We start from the raw sequence: 20,786 nt of genomic DNA, 5'->3' as shown, positions 1-20,786 counted from the left end.
GCCGTTCGGGTACGGCGGTCCCACTACTGTGGAGGGGACCGCCGTACCACCGCGAAGGGAAAGCGCCGATGACCGACGCACACGCCAGCACCGCCGACAGCGACCTGGCCGCCGAGAAGCAGCGGCAGAAGGACGAGCTGTACGCGCTCGACATCTCCGCCGTCGAGTGGCAGGGCGCTCCGGGCACCAGCCCGGACGAGGAGCGCGTGGAGATCGCGCACCTGCCCGAGGGGGCGGTGGCGATGCGTTCCTCGCTCGACAAGGGCACGGTGCTGCGCTACACGAAGGCCGAGTGGGACGCGTTCGTCCTCGGCGCCCGGGACGGCGAGTTCGACCTGCGGTAAGCGGCGGTACGCGTGAGGGGGTGGCCCGTCGGAACGGGCCACCCCCTCACGTGCGTCCGCGGGATGTCACATACGGAAGCGGGCGGCGTTGCCCTTGTCGGTGTCCTGGTAGCCGGCGACCGACTCGTCGAGGAGCTGGGCGATGCGCGCCAGGTCCTGGTTCATGCCGGCCATGTCGCGGGTCAGGCGGTCCTGGCTCTCGCGGTACGCGATCTTGGCCTCACCCTCCCAGTTGGAGGCGACGCGGTTGACCTCGGCCATGAGGTCGTCCAGCTTCTGGGTGAGGGTGGTGGAGGTCAGGCGGGTGTCGGCCGCCGCCTGCGTCACGGTGTCGTAATTGACCGCAGTGGTCATGCTGATGACTCCTGAAGTGAGAGTGGGCGCGGAGGACTGGTCGAGCCGGTGGCTCAGACGCCGAGGATGGCGCTCTGGTTGCCGCCGCCGCCACCGGCGCCGCCGCTGGCGTCCATCGTGCGGAAGGACCGCAGACGGTCCTCCTCCTCACGCGAGAACCCGTCGGCGCTCATGCGCATGATCTCCTCGAGCTTGGTGAGCTCGGCACGCATGCTGCGCAGACGCTGGTTCAGGTCGTTCTGGACCCGGTCGTACTCCTTGCTCGCAGCGCCCTGCCAGCCCGCCTGGACGCGGTCCACCACGCCGTTGAGGGACGTGATGCGGGCCTGGAGCTCGTCGGAGAAGTCCTGGATCCGGCCGGCGAGCCGAACTTGTTCGGCACTGGTTACGTTCAGGTCTTTCGACATCTTGCCCCTTCTTCCTTCGGTGGCTTCGACGGCCGGGCCGTCGGGCCTTCCGGTCGTGATGCGGACGGGAATCTTCTGATGCCGCCCCCGTGCTGGGTTCGCACTGCCGTGCCCCCAGCGGTCACTTTAGCCATTGGCGGCGGCAGTTCCAACTGCAAAGGAGGCACCGGATACTTGACCGTTACGCAGGTCGGCGAACCCCTCTCCCGCGGCGGCCGTCGCGGATCACGACGGCGGTTCCGGCGACCACGGCCACCAGCACACCACCGATCCCCAACGCATAGGTGGCGAGCCGTTCGGAGCGCTCCTGGGGCGTCTCCGACAGCGCCAGACGGGCCGGCTCGGGCGCCGGCGGCTTCGGCGGGTCGGGGTCGGGCGTGGGTGAGGAGGGCGGTGCCCCGGGGACGTCGGCGAGCGCCCGCACCGGGTCGACCACCCCCCAACCGACGTAGCGGTCACGGCCGTTGATGGAACGGACGGCGGTCTGCTCGATCCGGGTGACGATCTGGGCCGCGCTCCACTTGGGGTACTTGGCGCGGAGCAGGGCGGCGACGCCGGCGACGTACGGGGCGGAGAAGCTCGTACCGTTGTCGACGCACTGGCCGCCACCGGGGACGGTGGAGACGATGTCGACACCGGGGGCGGCGACGCCCACGAAGGTGCCGGACTGGGAGAAGCTCGCGCGCTCGTTGTTCCGGTCGGAGGAGGCGACGGCGAGGACCCCGGGGAAGGCGGCGGGGTAGGTGTTCTTGAATTTGCCGTCCATGCCGTCGTTGCCGGCGGAGGCGACGACGACGACGTCCTTGGCGATCGCCCGGGCCACCGCCTTGGCCATGGGCGAATCGGGGCCCAGCGGCTGGGTGGTGTCCTGCGAGATGTTGATGACGTGGGCGCCCTTGAGGACGGCCCAGTCGATCGCCTGGGCCATGGTGTCGGACTTGCCGCTGTTCTTCTCGTCGTTCTGGCGGATCGGGATGATCATCGCCTCGGGGGCGAGGCCGACGAAGCCGGTGCCGTCGCCGGGGCGGGCCGCGATGAGGCCGGCGACCTTGGTGCCGTGGCCGACGTCGTCGACGGTGCCGTCGGTCTTGCCGCGCTTCTCGTCGCCGAAACCGGGGTTCTTCTTGTCGGGCTTGAGGTAGTCCTTGCCCGCCTTGGCGTCGACGGCCTTGCGCAGCTGCGGGTTGACGTCGTCGACCCCGGTGTCGATGACGGCGACCCGGACGCCCTCGCCCTTGGTGTCCTGCCAGAGCTCGTCGAGGAGCACCCGCTGGAGCGGCCAGGGGGTGCCCGCGATCTGCTTCTTCATGGGGAAGGTGCACTCGCCTCCGCCGTCGAGCGACCAGCGCTCCGGCGCGGGACCGGCCGGTTCCGCCGCCGTCGCGGGTGTCGTCGGCGCCGCGGGTGCCAAGGGCTCCGCCGCGGCCGCCGTGGGCGTCGCCAGCAGGCCCGTCAGGGTGGCGGCGGTGAGCAGGGCCGCCGCGCGGTTCGTCGTCGTCACCGGTGCCACCCCCTAGGAACCCTGCGGCTGACGCGCGCTGTTGGTGTCGAGCCGTGGGCCCTTCGACAGGAACTCCGACCATTCGATCGGGACGAGGACCGGCATGACCTTCTGGTACCCGAGACGCTTCTGGGCGTCGGAGGGTTGCGGGCGTCTGTCGGTCTGCTCCCCCTGCTCCCCGACGCCGATGTCGGAGCGGGTGGAGTCGCTGTCGCTGTTGGCCTGGACCGCGTAGCGCAGCCCGGTGTCGGTGACGAGGAAGAGCGAGCCGTCCTTCTGCTTGCCCTGGACCTGGGTGTAGAGGAGGCCGCTGCCCGGGGTGACGTACGTGCTGGTGCCGCCGGCCGTGATCTCGGCGGGGTACTCGGGGCCCGCCCAGGTGGTGAGGGTGGTGTTGCCCTTGTCGTCCACGTCGGTGAGGACGCTGCAGACGGTGTCGCGGGCGCCTTCGCCGGTGACGGCGTTGACCTGCTCGGACTTCAGCTGCGGCCAGCGCGCCTGCTTGTTGAAGACGGTCGGGTCCGGGACGAAGGAGGAGGCGTCGACGGTGGTGTCCTGGCCGTCCATGTCGAGGGGCCGGGTCTGCGGGGAGCTGATGAGGAGCCAGGCGGTGAACGCCGAGACCGGCTGGACCCGGCCGGGCAGCACGACGTAGTGCTGGGGCCCGGAGCCGGTCTGGGCGAGGAGCACCATGCCGACGCGGTTCTCGGTCCCGGTGAGGGTGCTGCCGGGGATGTCGGTGGAGGCGCCGACCTCGCCCTCGAGGTGCGGGAAGTCGATGGCGTCGCCGGTCTTCAAGGTGGCGAGCCAGTCGTCGGTGACGGGCTGCGGCTCCTTGTTGAGGCCCACCAGGGCGGTGACCAGGCCGGGGACCTCGGACTTCACCGGGTACTTGGTTCCCGTGTGGTCGACGAGGAACTGGGCGCTCCCCTTCTGGCCCTTGACGTACAGGATCTCTCCGTCGTCGAGCTTGTTCGCGCCCTCGGTGCGCCCGAGGTCGCGCTGCGCGAAGAGGAAGGTCGCCTTCTGGACGCTGGCGCCCTTGCCGCCGCCGGGCTGCTCGCAGACGGCCCAGCGCTTCTCCTTGCCCGCGTCGTCGGCGGAGGGAAGGCGGTCGGGGGCGTACGGAATGCCGAGGATGGGCCCGCGCTGCTTGTCCTCGTCGAGCGTCTTGTCGCTGACCTGGACGACCTGGAACTGGTCGGGGTTGAGCAGGAGACGGGCGGAGGCGAGGTTGAGGACGGGGTGGAGCAGCGTCTTCGCGTCCTTGTCCTTGCCGGTGGTGAGGACGACGTACCGGGTCGTCGACTGCTTGCCGACGATCACCCGGGTGCCCGGGGTGTCCCAGCCCTTGGGGGCCTGCGGGCTGAACATGCCCCAGGCGCCGAATCCCGCGATGACCAGCGCGGCGACGATGAGCCCGGGGACGATCGCGCGCAGCGGCTTGGGCGCCCCCTCCTCCGTACCGGAGGGCGAGGGTTGGAGGAATGCCGCCACCGTGCGCTTCTTCGCAAAGGTGTACGCGTTGAGTTCGTCCCGGCGCGATGCCATGAGTCCCCATTCTCGTCAGGCGCAGTCTTCGCGCGAGGCCCGGGGGGAAGTGGCACCCGGGTCCCGGCTGTCGGACCGGCCCCCTACTATGCCTGCTGTCCCGTGGGGTTCGTGGGGCGGGTAGGGTGATCCGGCCGCCAATGCCCTGGCGGGCCAGGGTGATCGGGCCGAATTGAGGGGGATTCTCCATCATGGTTTCCGCGACGCGGACGCGGCCCGCCGCGGCCACGGCCTCCGAACCCCCTTCCACGGGACCCATTTCCTCGGTCTCACCACGACTGCAGGCACGTCCCGGACACTTCGGTTCGTTCCGATTGCAACAGCTCGTACTGATAGAGGTGGCGGCGGCCCTGCTCGCGGTCGCCTGGGTCGTCGACCGACTGCTGCTCGTGCCCGCGGGCGTGGTCGCCGTCGTACTCGTCCTGCTGGCGCTCGTACGCCGCCACCGGCGGTCCCTGCCCGAGTGGCTCGGCACCTTCCTCGCGCTGCGCGCCCGCTCGCGCCGGGCGGCCTCCTTCACCGTGCCGGAGGGCACGGAGCCGGGGCTCGCGCCGGTCGTGGAGTGCGATCCGGCGCTGCGGACGTACGCGTACAGCGACCGCGACCGGCGGCCGGTCGGCATGATCGGTGACGGCACGTTCCTGACGGCCGTCCTGCGGGTCGAGTCGGACGGTACGGCGCTGCGGCCCGACCGCGCGGCCCGGCCGCTGCCCGTCGGTCTCGTCCGGGACGTCCTGAGCGTGGACGGCATCCGGCTGGAGTCGGCGCAGATCGTGCAGCACACGCAGCCCGCGCCCGCGCCGCACCTGCCGGCGCAGTCGATGGCCGCGCGGAACTACGGACCGCTCCAGGCGCAGACGGGTTCGCCCGCGGTACGGATCACCTGGATCGCGCTGAAGCTCGACCCCGAGCTGTGCCCGGAGGCGGTCGCCGCGCGCGGCGGCGGCATGACGGGCGCGCAGAAGTGCGTGGTGCGGGCGGCGGACCAGCTGGCGAGCCGGCTGGCGGGCGCCGGGTTCTCGGCCGGCGTGCTGACCGAGCAGGAGCTGACCTCGGCGATCGCCACCTCGACGTGCGCGAGCCCCATGGCGATCGCGCAGGCGGGCCGGGGGCAGGCGCAGACCCGTCGGACCCAGGAGACCGCGCGGACCTGGCGGGTCGACGACCGGCGGCACACGACGTACTGGGTGGGGCGCTGGCCCCAGTTGGGCGGTCCCGGCGGCAGCGCGGGCGCCTCGATGCCGCAGCTGGTGGCCCTGCTGACCTCGCTGCCCGCGCTCGCGACGACGTTCAGCCTGACGCTGAGCGGCGGGGACCGGCAGGAGGTGACGGTGACCGGACACGTACGGATCACCGGGCGCAGCGACGAGGAACTCGTGGCGGCGCGGCACGAACTGGAGCGCGCGGCGCGCGGGGTGCGGACGGGTCTGGTGCGGCTCGACCGGGAACAGGTGCCGGGCATTCTCGCGACGCTGCCGCTGGGGGGTGCGCGCTGATGGCCCACGCTCCTTTCGGTACGCCGTCGAATTCCGGGACGCCGTCCTCCCGCGGCTCCTCCTCCCGTGGCTCCGGGTCCCGTGGCTCCGGGTCCCGTGGCGCCGGGTCCGGGCGCGCTGCCGCGCGGACGGCGCGGGACGCGCGGCCCCGCTTCGGCTTCGGGCTCGTGGGTCCGCGCCGCGACCGGCACTCCGTACCCGTGGACCAGCTCGACGCGCTGGCCCTCCCCGTCGGCGACGACGGCATGGTGATCGGCGTGGACGCCGAGAACCGGCCGGCCGTGCTCGGCATCAACCGGCCCGTCCCGTACGACATCACGCTCATCGGCGGCCTGTGGACCGCGCAGGTGCTCGCGCTGCGGGCCGCCGCGACGGGCGCCCGGGTGGCCGTCGAGACCGGCCGCGCGCAGGCGTGGACGGCGCTCGCGCAGGCCGCGGGCGGCGGGCAGCCCTGTATCTCGCTGCACGACGTGGGCCGGGTGCCGCCGCAGGGCGCCTCGGCGGGCAGCCCGGTGGTCGTCGTGCGCGACTGCGGCATGCGCCCGCCGCGCGGCCGCGTCGTCTCGGCGCCGTGGCAGTCGGTCGTGACGCTGCTCCCGTATCTGAGCCCGGTCGCGCCCCGACTCCTGCAGAAGTCCTCGCTGGTCGGGATCCAGCGGGTCTCCCCGGACGAGGCCGCGCAGATCGGCCGCATCATGAGCCTGCCGCGCCACGAGTACGAGGCGCTGTCCACGCTCGCGGACGGGGTGACCCTCTGGTGCACCCCGGGCGACCGGCAGTTCGTGATGACGCAGGCGACGGATGCCGAGACCGGATTGTTGGGCGGCGCGCGCCGGATGGACTGAGCGGCACGAAGTCGTTCACGTACGTCCGTATTTGCATCGTTTTGAACGGTCGGGGTTCTCACTCTGCGGCGCGACCGGGTCACTTGGGGGGCCTGACCCGGTCGGAACGGCGGTCGCGGAGCGACCGCCGGGCCTGCCCGACGGATGCCGCGCCGATTAGGCTGGAAGAGCCCCGCCCACAACGGCACAAGGGTGCTCGACCACACCAGGAGGCAAAGTGAACGGCGATCGCGACGAGATCCACGGGGGTTGGAATCCGCCCGCCGACGATCAGTCCGACGCGGATCCCGCCGAGATGACGGGTGAGTTCACCATCGACTACACCCCGCCCGCCTGGTACACGCAGAACGCGTCGGGCGGTGCGGCGTCGGGCGGTGCCACTCCCCCGCCGCCGAGCGGGGCGCCGGTCGCGCTGCCGGGGCTCCCGGCGGGCAGCGGTTTCGAGCCGGGCTGGGGCGCGCAGCCGCCGGCATCGCCCGCGGCCCCTGTCGCTCCGGTGGGCCCCGTGGCTCCGGTGGGCCCCGTGGCTCCTGTGCATCCTGTTGCCCCCGCGACTCCTGTGGCGCCCGCGCCCGTGGCGCCTGTTGTCGGCGCGCCGGAGACGCCGGTCGCCGCGGTGCCGCCCGCGCCGATGCCGGTGCCGATGTCCGTGCCGGTGCCCGCACCCCTGCCGATTCCCGCGCCGGCGCCCGCGCCCGAGACGCCCGCGCCGGTGACCGCCGGGGCCGGTGAGTCGTTCGGCGGCGGTGAGCCGTTCGGCGGCGGCACCGTGGAGAGCGGCGCGACCATGCGCTTCTCTCCCGGTTCGCTCAAGCGCGAGATGGCCGAGCGCTCGGCCGCGGCGAAGGCCGCGCGGGGCGAGGCCGCCGGAGGGGAAGCTTCCGGTACGGACGGCGCCGAGGCGCCGGGAGCCGTCGAGAGCGCTGCCTCGGCCGGTACGACGGCCGCCGAGGCGGACGCCGACGCGGACGCGGACGCGACGAGCTCGGACGACGTGGTGACGGCCGCGCCCGATGCCGACGGAGAGGCGGCGAACATCCCGTCGGCCCCGTCGGCCCCGTCGGCCCCGTCGGCGGACAACGAGGCCGACACCGACGTCGACACCGATGACGCCGCTGGTGTCGACGCTGATGTCGACGCTGTTGCTGTTGCTGTTGCTGTTGCTGTTGCTGTTGCTGCCGACTCGGACAGCGGTACGGAGCACGGCGTCGTCGCCGCGCCGTCCGAGGCATCCGAGGCCGGCGCCGCCACCACTCCGGGAGCCTTCCCGGGTGCCGCGCTCCAGGCCGACGCCGCTCCGGCGCCCTTCCCCGCGCCCCAGGCCGACTCGGCCCCCGGGGCCTACCCGCCCGTCGCGCCGCAGGGCGGGGCCGGACTGCCGCCGCTGCCGCCGTCGTTCCAGCCGGCCGCGCCCGCGCCCGCTCAGCAGTGGCCGGCGCAGCCGGTTCCGGGGGCCCAGCCGGTGCCCCAGGCCGCGCCGTTGCCGCCCGCCGCCGCCTGGCCGGCCCAGGGGGCGCCCGCCGCCCCCGCTCCCGTACCGCCGCAGGCTCCCGGCGCGTACGGATACCCGCAGCCCGGTGCCGTCCCGCCGCCGGCTCCGCAGGGCGGCTACGGCTTCCCGCATCCGGGTACGCCCCCGCAGCCGCCGCAGGCCGGCGGTTACGGATACCCGCAGCAGCAGCCCGGTGGTGTGCCGCCGCAGGCGCAGGCCGCCGACGGGTACGGATACCCGCACCCCGGAGCCGTACCGCCGCACGAGGCGCAGCCGCCGGTCGACCCGCGGACCGGGGCCGCCTGGCCCTCGCCCGTGACGCACGACCAGCGGGAGCGGTCCATTCCGGGCGCCCCGCTCGGGTACAACGCGGCCGTCGAGCTCTCCTCCGACCGGCTGCTGCGGAACAACAAGCAGAAGCCGAAGTCGAGCCGTACCCCCGGCAACGCGGCCCGCTTCAAGCTCGGCGGCAAGAAGGAGGAGGCGGAGCGGCAGCGGAAGCTGGAGCTGATCCGGACGCCCGTCCTCTCCTGCTACCGGATCGCGGTCATCTCGCTCAAGGGCGGCGTCGGCAAGACCACGACGACGACCGCGCTGGGCGCGACCCTGGCGACCGAGCGGCAGGACAAGATCCTGGCGATCGACGCCAACCCGGACGCCGGCACCCTCGGCCGCCGGGTGCGGCGCGAGACCGGGGCGACCATCCGCGACCTGGTGCAGGCGATCCCGTACCTCAACTCGTACATGGACATCCGCCGGTTCACCTCGCAGGCGCCCTCCGGTCTGGAGATCCTCGCCAACGACGTGGACCCCGCCGTCTCGACGACCTTCAACGACGAGGACTACCGGCGCGCGATCGACGTCCTCGGCAAGCAGTACCCGATCATCCTCACGGACTCGGGTACGGGTCTGCTGTACAGCGCCATGCGCGGGGTCCTCGACCTCGCCGATCAGCTGATCATCATCTCCACGCCCTCCGTGGACGGCGCGTCCAGCGCGTCGACGACGCTGGACTGGCTCTCCGCGCACGGCTACGCGGACCTGGTGCAGCGCTCGATCACCGTCATCTCCGGGGTCCGCGAGACCGGCAAGATGATCAAGGTCGAGGACATCGTGCAGCACTTCCAGACCCGTTGCCGCGGTGTCGTGGTCGTGCCCTTCGACGAGCACCTGTCGGCCGGTGCCGAGGTAGACCTCGACATGATGCGGCCGAAGACGCGGGAGGCGTACTTCCACCTCTCGGCGATGGTGGCCGAGGACTTCGCCCGCGCGCAGCAGGCGCAGGGGCTGTGGACCGGCGACGGCCAGGGCGGGCTGCCTCCGCACATGGCCCCGCCGATGCCGGGCCAGGGGATGCCCGATCAGTACGGGGCCGGGCAGTACGGAGCGGGGCAGTACGGGGCCGGGCAGCCGATGCCCGATCAGTACGGGGCAGGCCAGCCGATGCCCGATCAGTACGGGGGCGGCCAGCCGATGCCCGGGCAGTACGCGCCCGGACAGCCGGGTCCGGGGCAGCCCGTGCCGGGGCAGTACACACCCGGGCAGCCGATGCCGGGCCAGCCCATGCCCGGCCAGCCCGGTCCCGGGCAGTACGCGCCCGGACAGTACGCGCCCGGACAGCCGACGCCGGGTCAGCCGTACGCGCCCCAGGCGCCGCAGCCCGGGCAGCCGTACCCGGCGCAGCCGCAGGCACAGCAGCCGTACCCCCCGCAGGGGTACGGCCAGCCGGGTCCGCCCATGCCGGGCCAGCCGGCACCCGGGCAGCCGATGCCCGATCAGTACGGGGGCGGCGGGCCGATGCCCGGGCAGTACGCACCCGGACAGCCCGCACCCGGTCAGCCGTATCCGGCCCAGGCTCCCCAGCCCTATCCGCAGCAGCCCGGGCAGCCGGGCGTGCCGCAGGCCTGGCAGCAGCCTCAGCCGCAGGATCCGTCGCAGCCCGCGCCCGGGCAGCCGCTGCCTCCGCAGGCCGACCCCCAGGCGCCTCCGCAGGCGCCGCCAGCCCCTCAGCAGTAAGGCGTTACAGGAGTAGACCAATGAGGCTCCGTATCGGTTCACCGATACGGAGCCTCTTGGCATTCCCGCAGCCCACAAGGGGTTTGACGCATCGTTGACGCGGTGGTCCGCCGCTGATAGACCTTCGCTTCACCAGTTGGCGCCCCCAAGATCCACGACACGAGGTCACGTCCTATGGTCATGGTCACGAAGGTCCCTTCCCGTCCGGCCGCCCCCCGAAGACTCCTCCGGCTCTTTCTCGCCACGGGTGTCGCCGCCACCGCGCTCGCGGCCGTTCCCCAGGCCGCGCAGGCCGACCAGGCCGCCCCGCCCGCCCAGGCCACGGCCGATGACGCGAAGGGCGGCGGCACCACCCTCACGGTGGCCGTCTCGCAGAGCATCGACTCGCTGAGCCCGTTCCTCGCCCAGAAGCTCACCTCGACCAGCATCCACCGGCTGGCGTACGAGTACCTCACCAACTACGACGCCAAGGACGCCCGGACGGTCCCCGGCCTGGCGACCGCGTGGACCTCCTCGCCGGACAAGCTGACGTGGACGTACACGATCCGCAAGGACTCGACCTGGTCCGACGGGAAGCAGGCCACCGCCGAGGACGCGGCCTGGACCTTCAACAAGATGATGACGGACCCGAACGCCGCCACCGCGAACGGCAGCTTCACGTCCAACTTCGCGACGGTCACCGCCACCGATGCGCAGACGCTCGTCATCCGGCTCAAGAAGCCGCAGGCGACGATGACGGCGCTCGACGTGCCGATCGTGCCGAAGCACGTGTGGGAGAAGGTCGGGGACTTCTCGAAGTTCAACAACGACCAGCAGTTCCCGATCGTGGGCAACGGCCCCTTCGTCATCACGGACTTCAAGGTCGACCAGTACATCAAGCTCAAGCCGAACAAGACGTTCTGGCGGGGCGCACCCAAGTTCGACGAGCTGGTGTTCAAGTACTACAAGGACGGTGACGCCGCCGTCGCCGCGCTCCAGAAGGGCGAGGTGTCCTTCGTACCGAACCTGACGCCCGCCCAGGCGGCGGCGCTGACGTCGCAGAAGAACGTCAAGGTGAACGACGCCCCCGGCCGGCGCTTCTTCGCGATCGCCACCAACCCCGGCGCCCGCTCCCAGGACGGCAAGACCTTCGGCAACGGCCACAAGGCACTGCTCGACCCGGCGGTACGGAAGGCCCTCTTCCTCGCCGTCGACCGGACGACCATCGTCGACAAGGTCTTCCAGGGCCACGCGGTCGAGGGCGAGGGGTACATCCCGCCGCGCTTCGGCTCGTACTTCTGGAAGCCGGAGGCCGCGCAGAAGCGGGCGTACGACCCGGCCGGGGCTTCGATGGTCCTCGACGCGGCCGGGTACCGGAAGAACGCCGACGGCAAGCGGGTCGGCAAGGACGGCAAGGCGCTCGACTTCCGCATCCTGTGCCACGCCACCGACCCGAACGACAAGGCGATCGGCAAGTACCTCCAGGAGTGGTGGGGCAAGCTCGGCATCGGGCTGACGGTCGAGTGCCTGGACAGCGTCTCCGACCCGTGGGTCAAGGGCGACTACGACCTGGCCTTCGACGGCTGGTCGGTCAACCCGGACCCGGACTACGTGCTGTCGATCCACACCTGCGGCACGCTCCCGGCGACGCCGAAGGACAGCGGAGCCACCGACAACTTCATCTGCGACAAGGAGTTCGACGCGCTCTACGCGCAGCAGGCGGTGGAGTACGACGCCGCCAAGCGGGCGGATCTGGTGAAGAGGATGCAGTCCCGGCTGTACGACACGGGGTACATGAACGTCATGGCCTACCCGAACGCCCTGGAGGCGTACCGCACGGACCAGATCAAGTCCATCACGACCATGCCCGAGGCCGCCGGCAACCTGTGGGGGCAGGACGGCTACTGGAGCTGGTGGTCGGCCGTGCCCATGGCGCAGGCCGAGGACTCCGAGGACGGCTCGTCCACCGGGGTGATCGTCGGGATCGCCGCCGCCGTGATCGTCCTCGTCGGCGTGGGCGTCTGGGGCGCCCGGCGCCGCCGCACCACCGCCGACGACCGCGAGTAGTCCGTGACGACGGCAAGCACCCCCGCCGACGTGGCGCGGGCCGAGAAGGCCCGCGCCACGGACGGCGCACCCCGCACCGGTTCCTCCCTCGGCTACCTCCGCCATGCGGCGGGGAAGCTGGGCGGCGCGCTCGTCTCGCTCCTCGCCGTGCTGGTCACCAGCTTCTTCCTCTTCCGCATCATCCCGGGTGACCCGGTGAAGGCGATGACCCACGGCGTGCCCACCACGGCCGAGCAACTCGCGACGCTCCGCCGTCAGTTCGGTCTCGACCTGCCGCTCTGGCAGCAGTTCACCGACTACTGCGCCAAGGCGCTGAGCGGTGATCTCGGCACCTCGTTCCAGTTCCGCGCCCCCGTCGGGGAGCTGATCACGGAGAAGCTGCCCGCGACGCTGCTGCTCACCGGGGTCGCCGTGGTGATCTACTCGGCGCTCGGGCTCTGGCTCGGCACCCGCTCGGCCTGGCGCCACGGCGGCCTCGGCGACAAGCTGAACACCGGGATCGCGCTGACCCTGTGGTCGGTGCCGTCGTTCTGGCTGGGCCTGCTGCTCATCATCGTGTTCTCGGTCGGCATGGGGCCGATCCCGGGGCTCTTCCCGACCGGCGGCATGGAGTCGGGGACCGGCGAGACCGGTTTCGGGTACGTCCTCGACGTCGCCCATCACCTGGTCCTGCCCGTGGTCACGCTGGTGGCCGTCGGCTACGCGCAGACCCTGCTCGTGATGCGCTCCTCGCTCCTCGACGAGATGGGCGGCGACTATCTGACGACGGCGCGGGCGAAGGGGCTGCGGGACGACGTCGTACGGCGCCGGCACGCCGTACCGAACGCGCTCCTGCCGACCGTCACCATGATCTTCATCAACCTGGGCCATGTGGCGGCCGGTTCGATCCTGGTGGAGACGGTGTTCTCCTGGCCCGGGCTCGGCGGCCTCTTCTACCAGGCGCTCAGCGTGCCCGATCTGCCCCTCGTACAGGGCCTGTTCGTGGTCTTCGCCGGAGCGATGATCCTGATGAATCTGATCGCCGACCTGCTCTATCCGCTGCTCGATCCCCGGGTGGGCCGATGACGACCGCGAAGACGCCCTCCCCCACGACGTCGCTGGTGTGGGAGCGCCGCAGGGCCTCGGTGGCCCGCTTCTGGAAGCAGTACCGCACCCACCGCGCCGGGCTCTACGGCCTCGCCGGACTCGCCCTCATCGCCCTGCTCGCCCTCACCGCCCCGCTGACCGTCGGCGCGGACGTCCAGTCGGTGACGCAGGCGCCGGGCACGGCCCTGGAGCCGCCGAGCGCCGAGTTCCCGCTCGGCACCGACCAGTTCGGGCGCTCGCTGCTCGGTCTGCTGATCTGGGGAGCACGGATCTCGCTGCTCGTGGGACTCCTCGCGGCGGTCCTCTCGGTCGCCATCGGCACCCTGGTCGGGATCATCGCCGGGCACTACGGCGGCTGGTTCTCGACCGTCGTCATGCGGATCACCGACTGGTTCCTGGTGATGCCGACGCTGGTCCTCGCGATCGTGCTCGCCACGGTGATGTCCCGGTCGATGTGGACGGTGGTCCTGGCGATCGGCGTGACCTCCTGGCCGACGACGGCCCGCCTCGTGCGGGCGCAGACGATCGCGGTCGAGTCCCGCCCGTACATCGAGCGGGCGACCGCGCTCGGCGGCGGCCACCGGCATGTGATGGGCAGGCACGTCCTGCCGAACGTGATGCCGCTGGTCCTCGCGCAGACCACGCTCGGCATCTCGACGGCCATCCTCACCGAGGCGACCCTCGCCTTCCTCGGGCTCGGCGACCCGACGGTGGTCTCCTGGGGCGGGATGCTCCAGGACGCCCGGGAGGCGGGCGCGGTCTCCTCCGGCCACTGGTGGTACCTGGCTCCGCCCGGTATCGCGATCGCGCTGGTCGCGCTGGCGTTCACGCTCTGCGGCCGCGCCGTCGAGTCCGTACTCAACCCGAAGCTGGGGGTGGGGCGTTGAGCCTGCTGGAGATCAAGGACCTGCGGGTCACGTACGGGTCGGGGGCGGCCGCCGTGCCCGCCGTACGCGGGGTCGACCTGACCCTGGAGGCGGGGAGCAAGCTGGGCGTGGCGGGCGAGTCCGGCTGCGGGAAGTCGACGCTCGCGCTCGCGCTGCTACGGCTCCTGCCGGCCTCGGCGCGGATCGAGGGCGAGGTCCTGCTCGACGGGGAGGACGTCCTCGCCATGTCGTGGGGACGGCTCCGGGCCGTGCGCTGGGCAGGCGCGTCGATCGTCTTCCAGGGCGCGATGCACTCGCTCAACGCGGTGCACCGGATCGGGGACCAGATCGCCGAACCGCTGCTCGTGCACGGCAGGTCGACCCCTGCGGCGGCCCGCAGGCGCGTCGGCGAGCTGCTGGAGCACGTCGGACTGCCGGCCGCCCGCGCGGCCGCCTATCCGCACGAACTGTCCGGCGGACAGCGGCAGCGCGTGATGATCGCGATGGCGCTCGCCTGCGAGCCGCGGCTGATCGTCGCGGACGAGCCGACGACCGCGCTCGACGTGATGATCCAGGCACAGATCCTGCGGCTGATCGAGGGACTCGTCGCCGAGCAGTCCATCAGCCTCCTGATGATCAGCCACGACCTGGCCGTCCTCGCCGACACCTGCGACCGGCTCGCCGTGATGTACGCGGGACGGGTCGTCGAGGAGGGTCCGGCGCGGGCGGTGTACGAGGCCGCCGCGCACCCGTACGGGCGGGCGCTGTCCTCGGCGTTCCCCCGGATCGGGGACCTCGCGTCCCGGCGGGCGCCGCGCGGCCTGCCGGGTGACCCGCCGGACCCGGCGGACCTGCCGGGCGGCTGCGCCTTCCACCCGCGCTGCCCGGTGGCGCTGGACGCCTGCGCGGCGGAGGACCAGGAACTGCGGGAGGCGGGCGCGGGGCGCCGGGCCGCCTGCGTACACGTGGGGAGTGCGTCATGAGTACCGCCGTGAGTGCCGTCCTGGGCACGGAGGCCCCTGCGGGTCCCCTGCTGACGGCGAGCGGGCTGCACGTCGTCTTCCCCGGGCGGCGGGGCGCGCCGCCCGCCCGCGCGGTGGACGGGGTGGACCTGGACATCGGTGCCGGTGAGATCGTGGCGCTCGTGGGCGAGTCGGGGTGCGGCAAGACGACGCTGGCCCGCTCGCTGCTCGGCCTGGTGCGCCCCACGTCGGGCACGGTCTCCTTCGACGGGAAGCCGCTCGCGTACTCCTCCGGGGCCCTCAAGGCCTACCGGAAGCGGGCTCAGCTCGTCCTCCAGGACCCGAGCGGTTCGCTGAACCCCCGGCACACGGTGTACGACGCCGTGGCCGAGGGGCTGCGGATCCACGCGGTCCACCGATCCTCGCAGGACGAGCGGGAGGCGGTCGCCGGGGCCCTCGCGCGGGCCGGGCTCCGACCGCCGGAGCGCTTCTTCCTGCGCTATCCGCACGAGCTGTCCGGTGGCCAGCGACAGCGCGTGGTCATCGCGGGCGCGCTCGTCCTGGAACCCGAACTGATCGTCGCCGACGAGCCGGTGGCCTCGCTGGACGCGTCCGTACGGGGCGAGATCCTGGCGCTGCTGCTGCGCCTGCGGGACGAACTCGGCCTCTCGGCCCTGGTGGTGACGCACGACCTGGGTCTCGCGTGGAACATCGCGGACCGGGTGGCGGTGATGTACCTGGGCCGCGTCGTGGAGACCGGCCCCGTGGAGACCGTCCTGACGGCTCCGCAACACCCGTACACCCGGGCACTGTTGTCGGTCCTGCCCGAGTCCGGCGGCGCTCCGGTGGTGCTGACCGGCGAACCTCCGGACCCGTCCCGCATCCCGTCCGGCTGCCGCTTCCACGCCCGCTGCCAGCTGCTCGCCTCGGGCGAGGCGGCGCCGGTCGCCGACCGCTGCCGGGGCGAGGGCCTGCCGGTCCTCGGGGGCGGCGGTACGCGGGCGGTGGCGTGCCACTGGGTGACGCGAGAGGCGACGGACTGAGCCCGCCGGCCCGGGGGCGACGGGCCCTGGTGGCCCGTCAGGCCGCGGGGTTCTCCCGGTCGTACGTCGCCGTCAGCTCGCGGCTCTGCTTCACGTCCGCCGCCATCGCCCGGAGCAGGTCGTCCAGGGTGTCGAACTTGAGCATGCCGCGCACGTACGCCAGGAAGTCCACGGCCACGTGCAGCCCGTACAGGTCGAGGCCCTCGCGGTCGATCGCGTACGCCTCGACCGTCCGCTCCGTGCCGTCGAACTGCGGGTTCGTGCCGACGGAGATCGCCGCCGGCATCCGCTCGCCCGCGGCCGTCAGCCAGCCGGCGTAGACGCCGTCCGCCGGGATCGCCGTGTGCGGCAGGGTCTCGACGTTGGCCGTCGGGAAGCCGAGCTCGCGGCCGCGCTGCGCGCCGCGGACCACGGTGCCCTCGACGCGGTGCGGGCGGCCGAGGATCTCGGCCGCGCCGGCCATGTCGCCCTCGGCGACGAGCCGTCGGGTGAGGGTGGAGGAGAAGGGCTGTCCGCCGCCGGCCGACCCACTGACGTACAGGTCGATGACCTCGACGTCGTAGTCGTACGTCTCGCCGAGCTCGGCGAGGAACGCGACGTTCCCGGCGGCCCGGTGTCCGAAGCGGAAGTTCGGGCCTTCGATGACGGCCTTGGCGTGCAGCTTGTCGACGAGCACCTTGACGATGAAGTCCGCCGCGGACAGCTGGGAGAACTCGGCCGTGAACGGCAGCACGAGCACCGCGTCCACGCCCAGCTCCGCGATCAGCTCGGCGCGCCGGTGGTGCGGGGCGAGCAGCGGCGGATGGCTGCCGGGCCGCACGACCTCGGAGGGGTGCGGGTCGAAGGTGACCACGACGGAGGGGACGCCGAGTTCACGGGCCCGCTCGACGGCACGCCCGATGATCAACTGGTGCCCGCGGTGCACCCCGTCGTAGGAGCCGATGGTGACGACGCTGCGCCCCCAGTCCTGGGGGATGTCCTCCAAGCCACGCCAGCGTTGCACTGTGACCGCTCCTCGTCCGCCTGTTCGCCGATTACGCAGGTCTAAGACTGCCATGCCCACGGCCGTCGGTCCGCATCGGCATGGAAGTGCGGGGGCTCCGCAGTGTCCGGACGGTCTCCGGGCCGAGCAGCGGGGCCCACTCCCCCGGTGCTCCGACGATCCATCCGGCGAGGAGCGCGGCGAAGCCGGGATGCCCGCGGACGAGCCCGGCCAGGGCCCGGTCGAGCCGTCCGACGCCCGCGGGGGTACGGGTGTACAGCGTGCCGGCCCGGTGCACGAGCTCCCTGGTACGGGGCTCGCTGCGCCGTCCGCCGCCCTCGGCCGCGGCGGCGAGCAGGGCGTCCAGGACGGAGTACTCGCCGGTCTCCGCCTCGTACCGCTCGTGCTCCAGGAGGACGTCGAGCAGCTCGGCGCGCAGATGGCGGGAGGCGCCCGTGCCGGGGGCGGCGAGCACCGGGGCGAGCGCGCGGCGGACCACGGCGGGGCGGCCCCGGATCAGCCCCGAGACCAGGGGGAAGAGGACGGCCCTGGCCGCCGGGCCGTCCTCGAACCGCCGGTCGACGAAGCGGGCCACGTGCCCGGCGCCTTCGGGCAGCCGGGAGACGTAGTCGCGGACGAGGGCGGCGACGCGGCGGGTGAGGGCGGGCGTGTCGATCTCGGCGAGGGCGCGCAGGGCGGCGGCGGCCTCCTCGCCCGTGCCGTGCAGTCGGGACCGGAAGGCGGTGAGGACGGGACCGGGGTGGGTCGCGAGGGCCTCGGCGAGGGCGGGTGCGGGGGTACGGGGCTCCGCGATGGCGCGGGGCAGATGGCGGGCGCGGGTCTGCGGGTCGCGGATGAGCAGCCCGAGGGCGGGGCCGTGGAGCGCCTGGTCGCCGGGGCGGGCGAGCAGGGCGAGGGCGGCGTAGCGGAGGAGTTCGCGGTCGGCGGGGCTGGTGAGCCGGCCGGCGACCAGATGTCCGTACGCGGCGGCGGCGACCCGGCGCTCGGGGCGGCCGTCGTCGTGGGCCCAGCGGTCGACGGCCCGGCAGAGGGCGGAGGGCTCGTCCTCGGCGAGGGCGGCGAGCAGCCCGTCGGCGAGCGGGTGGGCGGTGGCGACGAGTGCCTCGCACAGGTCGTCGACGGCGAGCGCCCTGTGGGTGTGCAGGAGGGCCTGGGCGGCGGTGGCGACGGTGGCGTGCGGGGCGGCGGGCAGCGGACGATCGTCGCCGAACCAGCGGCACAGCAGCGGCTGGACGCCCCGGGGGTCGGCGGCGAGCAGCTCCGCGACGGTGTCGAGGCACCGGGCCCCGCCCGGCGCCCCGGTCAGTGCCTCGGTTGGTGGCGGGTCGGCGGGCACGAGCCGGCGCAGCAGATCGATCCGCTCGTCCTCGCCGAGGGGGAGCGTCTGCCAGAACTCCACGCCGAAGGCGGCGAAGACCGGGTGGCGCGCGGGGCGGCGGCCGATGCGGTCGGCGAGGAACCGGAGGACGGGCAGATACGGCCGCGGGTCACCCACCCGCCGCACGCTCTCCCCGACCAGCCGGGCCGCCCACCAGACGGCGTCGGCGGGGTCGTGCGGCCCGGCGCCCCCGGACGGCGAGCCGGCCCCGCCGTCCGCGTCCGCGAACCGGTCGAGGGACTCGACGAGCGCGGCGAGACGCGGGGCGAGGGCGGCCGGCCCCTGCTCACGGTGGAGGCGCAGCAGCGCCTGGAGGACCGGCCCGATGCGGTGCCGGGGCACGGGAAGGTGATCGGACGCGGGCTCCGCCTCCGGGGCGGTCCGCTGCCGGGGGACGTCGGCGCGTGCCGGAGCGGCGGAGAACGCCGGAGCCGTACCCGCCGACGTACCGGCCACGTGAGCCGCGCCGCCCCCCGGACCCGGACCGGCCGCCTGAGACGCCCCGGCCCCCCGACCCGGACCCCCCGCCTGAGCCACCCCGGCCCCCGGACCCGGACCCGAACCGCCCACCGGACCCGAACCGCCCACCGGGGCCGCTCCCCTCCCCGGCGGGGACGGTTCCTCGCGGCGGCTGTGGACCAGGGCGTCCAGCGCGGTGTCCAGGTCCAGGTGGGCGGCCTGCAGCCAGTCGGCGAGTTCCTCGTGGGCGAAGCGGTAGCCGGAGCCCGCGGGGACGAGCAGGCCCTCCGTGAGGACGGCCGAGGCCCACCCCTCCCGCCACGGGAACAGCTCCTCGAAGGAGGCGCGGTCGAGGACACCGTGTCCGGGGCCGAGGCAGCGACGGGCGGCCTCGTGGACCTGGCCGGCGACCCGCGCGGCGAGCAGGCGCACGACGGTCCCCCGCACGAGGGGCCGGGAGCCCGCGGCGACCCTGACCGCGACGCGCAGGCACATCAGGTCCAGATGGGCGGTGAAGATCTCCTCCCGCCCCGGCCGCCCGGGCACCTCTCCCGGCAGCGCCGCCCGCACCTCGGCGAGGAGCCGCAGGGCGAGCGGGTGACGGGCGTCCGCCTCGGCGAGGTCGGCCGCCCCGATCCCGTACCCCTGGCGGACGGCCCGCGCCTCCTCCTCGGAGTACGGCCCGAGGGTGAGCGCCCCGGGCAGGCCCTCCCCGCTCCCCCGGGCCGGCCGGTGCAGGGCGTGCGGCGTGTAGAGGGCGCCGGCCAGGTCCCAGTGCTCGGGGCGGCAGGCCGTGACGAGCTGTACGCCGTGGACCCGCAGCCACTGCTCGGTGGCCGCCGTCCAGTCGGCGAGGCGGTGGGCGAGGAGTGGGGGCATCTCCTCGGGGCCGTCGAGGACGACGAGGAGCGGCCGGCCGGCCTCCCGGGCGAGGGCGGCGGCCCGCTCCGGTGTCGCGGTCGCGGTGTCGCCGAGCGCCCCGGAGGCCGCCACGATCCGGCCCCCCTGGCGCAGGGCGCGCCCGACGGCGTCGGCGAGCGAGTGGTCCTCGGCACGCAGGTCGGCGCCGCGCAGCCGGACCGTGGGGGCCGGTGCGACGCCCCGGGCTCGGCGGGCGCAGAGCGAGGCGAGGGCGGTGGTACGGCCGGTACCGGGGGCGCCGACCAGGGCGAGGACGGGCGCCTCACCGGTCGCGAAACGGGCGAACTCCCTGACGCACTCGGGGCGTTCGACCGGCTCCGGCCAGGGGTCGGGGTCTCTCGCGGGCCCGGTGGAGGTGGCGGTGAGCTCCAGGATCCCGGCGAGGTTGAGGTCCGGTCCGTAGGCGGGGACGGTGGCCGCGTTGCGCCGCAGGAGGGCGGCGAGCGGGCCGTCGGGCCGGAGCGGCACGGCGTATCCGGCGGCCGCGCGCTCTCCGTGCAGGGCGGTGCCGAGGACGCCGAGGACGGTGCCGGTGGCGGTGTCGAGGACGGGGCCGCCGGCCGCCTGTCCGCCGAGGCGGATCGCCTCGGCGCCCTCGGTGCCGATGGCGAGTTCGAGGGCGTCCGCGAGGACGTGGAAGCGGTCGGCGGTGGTGTAGGTGACGGCGGCGGGGCCGAGCACCCGCGCCTCGCGCCAGCCCTGGGCGGCGATCCGCACGTACGTACCGGGTTCGATCTCGGGGCGGGTCGCGAGTGCCATGGGACGGACGCCGAGCCCCTCGGTCCGTACGAGTGCGAGGCCGCTCTCCGGCAGGGCGGTGACGGCCTCGGCCTCGGCGAGGCAGGTCAGGTCGCCGGGGGCGTGCAGAACGACACGGGCGAGCCCGTCGACGGCTTCGTGACTGGTGACGACCGTGCCGTGGTGATCGGCGAGGAATCCGGTGCCGCGCGGCCGGCCCGCCGGATCACAGATTTCCACCAGCGTCGCCAGGTCCCCGCGTCCCATGGTGTCGACGG

The 20,786-nt window shown here is 73.6% G+C and carries 15 protein-coding genes; 9 read left to right on the top strand and 6 right to left on the bottom strand.

All coding sequences use genetic code 11. The annotated features are described in order from the left end of the window. Positions 1–68 precede the first annotated feature (68 nt). Positions 69–344: a DUF397 domain-containing protein gene (locus OG580_RS26540; protein ID WP_267046165.1), complete on the top strand. Its 276-nt coding sequence runs from the start codon at positions 69–71 to the stop codon at positions 342–344. Between the two features lie 66 nt (positions 345–410). Here the strand turns inward: OG580_RS26540 and OG580_RS26535 are convergent, their stop codons facing one another. The 4 genes from OG580_RS26535 to eccB all read right to left on the bottom strand — a co-directional run bounded on the left by OG580_RS26535 (position 411) and on the right by eccB (position 4,157). Further along, the gene (locus OG580_RS26535; RefSeq protein WP_267046164.1) at positions 411–698 is read right to left on the bottom strand and encodes a WXG100 family type VII secretion target; all 288 of its coding nucleotides are present in this window, start codon (positions 696–698) and stop codon (positions 411–413) included. A 53-nt stretch (positions 699–751) separates the two neighbouring features. After that, the gene (locus tag OG580_RS26530) at positions 752–1,105 is read right to left on the bottom strand and encodes a WXG100 family type VII secretion target (protein WP_267046163.1); all 354 of its coding nucleotides are present in this window, start codon (positions 1,103–1,105) and stop codon (positions 752–754) included. Between the two features lie 181 nt (positions 1,106–1,286). Then, complete coding sequence (gene mycP / locus OG580_RS26525; protein WP_267046162.1) at positions 1,287–2,606, bottom strand: type VII secretion-associated serine protease mycosin; 1,320 nt, start codon at positions 2,604–2,606, stop codon at positions 1,287–1,289. A 12-nt stretch (positions 2,607–2,618) separates the two neighbouring features. Continuing rightward, positions 2,619–4,157, bottom strand: coding sequence for a type VII secretion protein EccB (gene eccB / locus OG580_RS26520; protein WP_267046161.1), 1,539 nt, complete (start codon positions 4,155–4,157; stop codon positions 2,619–2,621). A 191-nt stretch (positions 4,158–4,348) separates the two neighbouring features. Between eccB and eccE the strand changes: the two genes are divergently transcribed. From eccE to OG580_RS26480, 8 genes are all read left to right on the top strand, one after another. Next, a complete protein-coding gene (eccE, locus tag OG580_RS26515) occupies positions 4,349–5,653 on the top strand; it encodes a type VII secretion protein EccE (protein WP_267046160.1) in 1,305 nt (434 codons plus the stop codon). Then, complete coding sequence (locus OG580_RS26510) at positions 5,653–6,498, top strand: hypothetical protein (protein WP_267046159.1); 846 nt, start codon at positions 5,653–5,655, stop codon at positions 6,496–6,498. The genes eccE and OG580_RS26510 overlap by 1 nt, the downstream gene beginning before the upstream one ends. 217 nt (positions 6,499–6,715) lie before the next feature. After that, the gene (locus tag OG580_RS26505; RefSeq protein ID WP_267046158.1) at positions 6,716–10,006 is read left to right on the top strand and encodes an SCO5717 family growth-regulating ATPase; all 3,291 of its coding nucleotides are present in this window, start codon (positions 6,716–6,718) and stop codon (positions 10,004–10,006) included. A 180-nt stretch (positions 10,007–10,186) separates the two neighbouring features. Further along, the gene (locus OG580_RS26500) at positions 10,187–12,052 is read left to right on the top strand and encodes an ABC transporter substrate-binding protein (protein ID WP_267046157.1); all 1,866 of its coding nucleotides are present in this window, start codon (positions 10,187–10,189) and stop codon (positions 12,050–12,052) included. A 3-nt stretch (positions 12,053–12,055) separates the two neighbouring features. Further along, positions 12,056–13,117, top strand: coding sequence for an ABC transporter permease (locus OG580_RS26495; protein ID WP_267046156.1), 1,062 nt, complete (start codon positions 12,056–12,058; stop codon positions 13,115–13,117). Next, on the top strand, positions 13,114–14,025 hold the full coding sequence (locus OG580_RS26490; protein ID WP_267046155.1) for an ABC transporter permease: 912 nt from the start codon (positions 13,114–13,116) through the stop codon (positions 14,023–14,025). The genes OG580_RS26495 and OG580_RS26490 overlap by 4 nt, the downstream gene beginning before the upstream one ends. Next, entirely contained in the window at positions 14,022–14,987 is a 966-nt protein-coding gene (locus OG580_RS26485) for an ABC transporter ATP-binding protein (protein ID WP_267046154.1), read from the top strand. The genes OG580_RS26490 and OG580_RS26485 overlap by 4 nt, the downstream gene beginning before the upstream one ends. Next, a complete protein-coding gene (locus OG580_RS26480) occupies positions 14,984–16,009 on the top strand; it encodes an ABC transporter ATP-binding protein (RefSeq protein WP_267046153.1) in 1,026 nt (341 codons plus the stop codon). Before OG580_RS26485 ends, OG580_RS26480 begins: the two co-directional genes overlap by 4 nt. A 37-nt stretch (positions 16,010–16,046) precedes the next feature. Here the strand turns inward: OG580_RS26480 and OG580_RS26475 are convergent, their stop codons facing one another. Both OG580_RS26475 and OG580_RS26470 read right to left on the bottom strand, forming a co-directional pair. After that, positions 16,047–17,012 carry a bifunctional riboflavin kinase/FAD synthetase gene (locus OG580_RS26475; protein ID WP_267046152.1) on the bottom strand — a complete coding sequence of 322 codons (966 nt, stop codon included), beginning with the start codon at positions 17,010–17,012 and terminating at the stop codon, positions 16,047–16,049. Positions 17,013–17,043: 31 nt separating this feature from the next. Then, positions 17,044–20,775: a trypsin-like peptidase domain-containing protein gene (locus OG580_RS26470; RefSeq protein WP_267046151.1), complete on the bottom strand. Its 3,732-nt coding sequence runs from the start codon at positions 20,773–20,775 to the stop codon at positions 17,044–17,046. Positions 20,776–20,786: the final 11 nt, after the last annotated feature.

Source organism: Streptomyces sp. NBC_00094 (genome assembly GCF_026343125.1).
Classification (GTDB): Bacteria; Actinomycetota; Actinomycetes; order Streptomycetales; family Streptomycetaceae; genus Streptomyces.
Note: the sequence above shows the minus strand (reverse complement) of the source record. Positions and strands in the feature narration are given on the sequence as shown.

Bases quoted from the DNA above. Each gene is read 5' to 3' on its own strand.
- OG580_RS26530 (WP_267046163.1), bottom strand. From the start codon at position 1,105: ATGTCGAAAGACCTGAACGTAACCAGTGCCGAACAAGTTCGGCTCGCC.
- OG580_RS26510 (WP_267046159.1), top strand. From the start codon at position 5,653: ATGGCCCACGCTCCTTTCGGTACGCCGTCGAATTCCGGGACGCCGTCC.
- OG580_RS26470 (WP_267046151.1), bottom strand. From the start codon at position 20,775: ATGGGACGCGGGGACCTGGCGACGCTGGTGGAAATCTGTGATCCGGCG.
- OG580_RS26490 (WP_267046155.1), top strand. From the start codon at position 13,114: ATGACGACCGCGAAGACGCCCTCCCCCACGACGTCGCTGGTGTGGGAG.
- OG580_RS26535 (WP_267046164.1), bottom strand. From the start codon at position 698: ATGACCACTGCGGTCAATTACGACACCGTGACGCAGGCGGCGGCCGAC.
- eccB (WP_267046161.1), bottom strand. From the start codon at position 4,157: ATGGCATCGCGCCGGGACGAACTCAACGCGTACACCTTTGCGAAGAAG.
- OG580_RS26540 (WP_267046165.1), top strand. From the start codon at position 69: ATGACCGACGCACACGCCAGCACCGCCGACAGCGACCTGGCCGCCGAG.
- OG580_RS26500 (WP_267046157.1), top strand. From the start codon at position 10,187: ATGGTCACGAAGGTCCCTTCCCGTCCGGCCGCCCCCCGAAGACTCCTC.
- OG580_RS26480 (WP_267046153.1), top strand. From the start codon at position 14,984: ATGAGTACCGCCGTGAGTGCCGTCCTGGGCACGGAGGCCCCTGCGGGT.
- eccE (WP_267046160.1), top strand. From the start codon at position 4,349: ATGGTTTCCGCGACGCGGACGCGGCCCGCCGCGGCCACGGCCTCCGAA.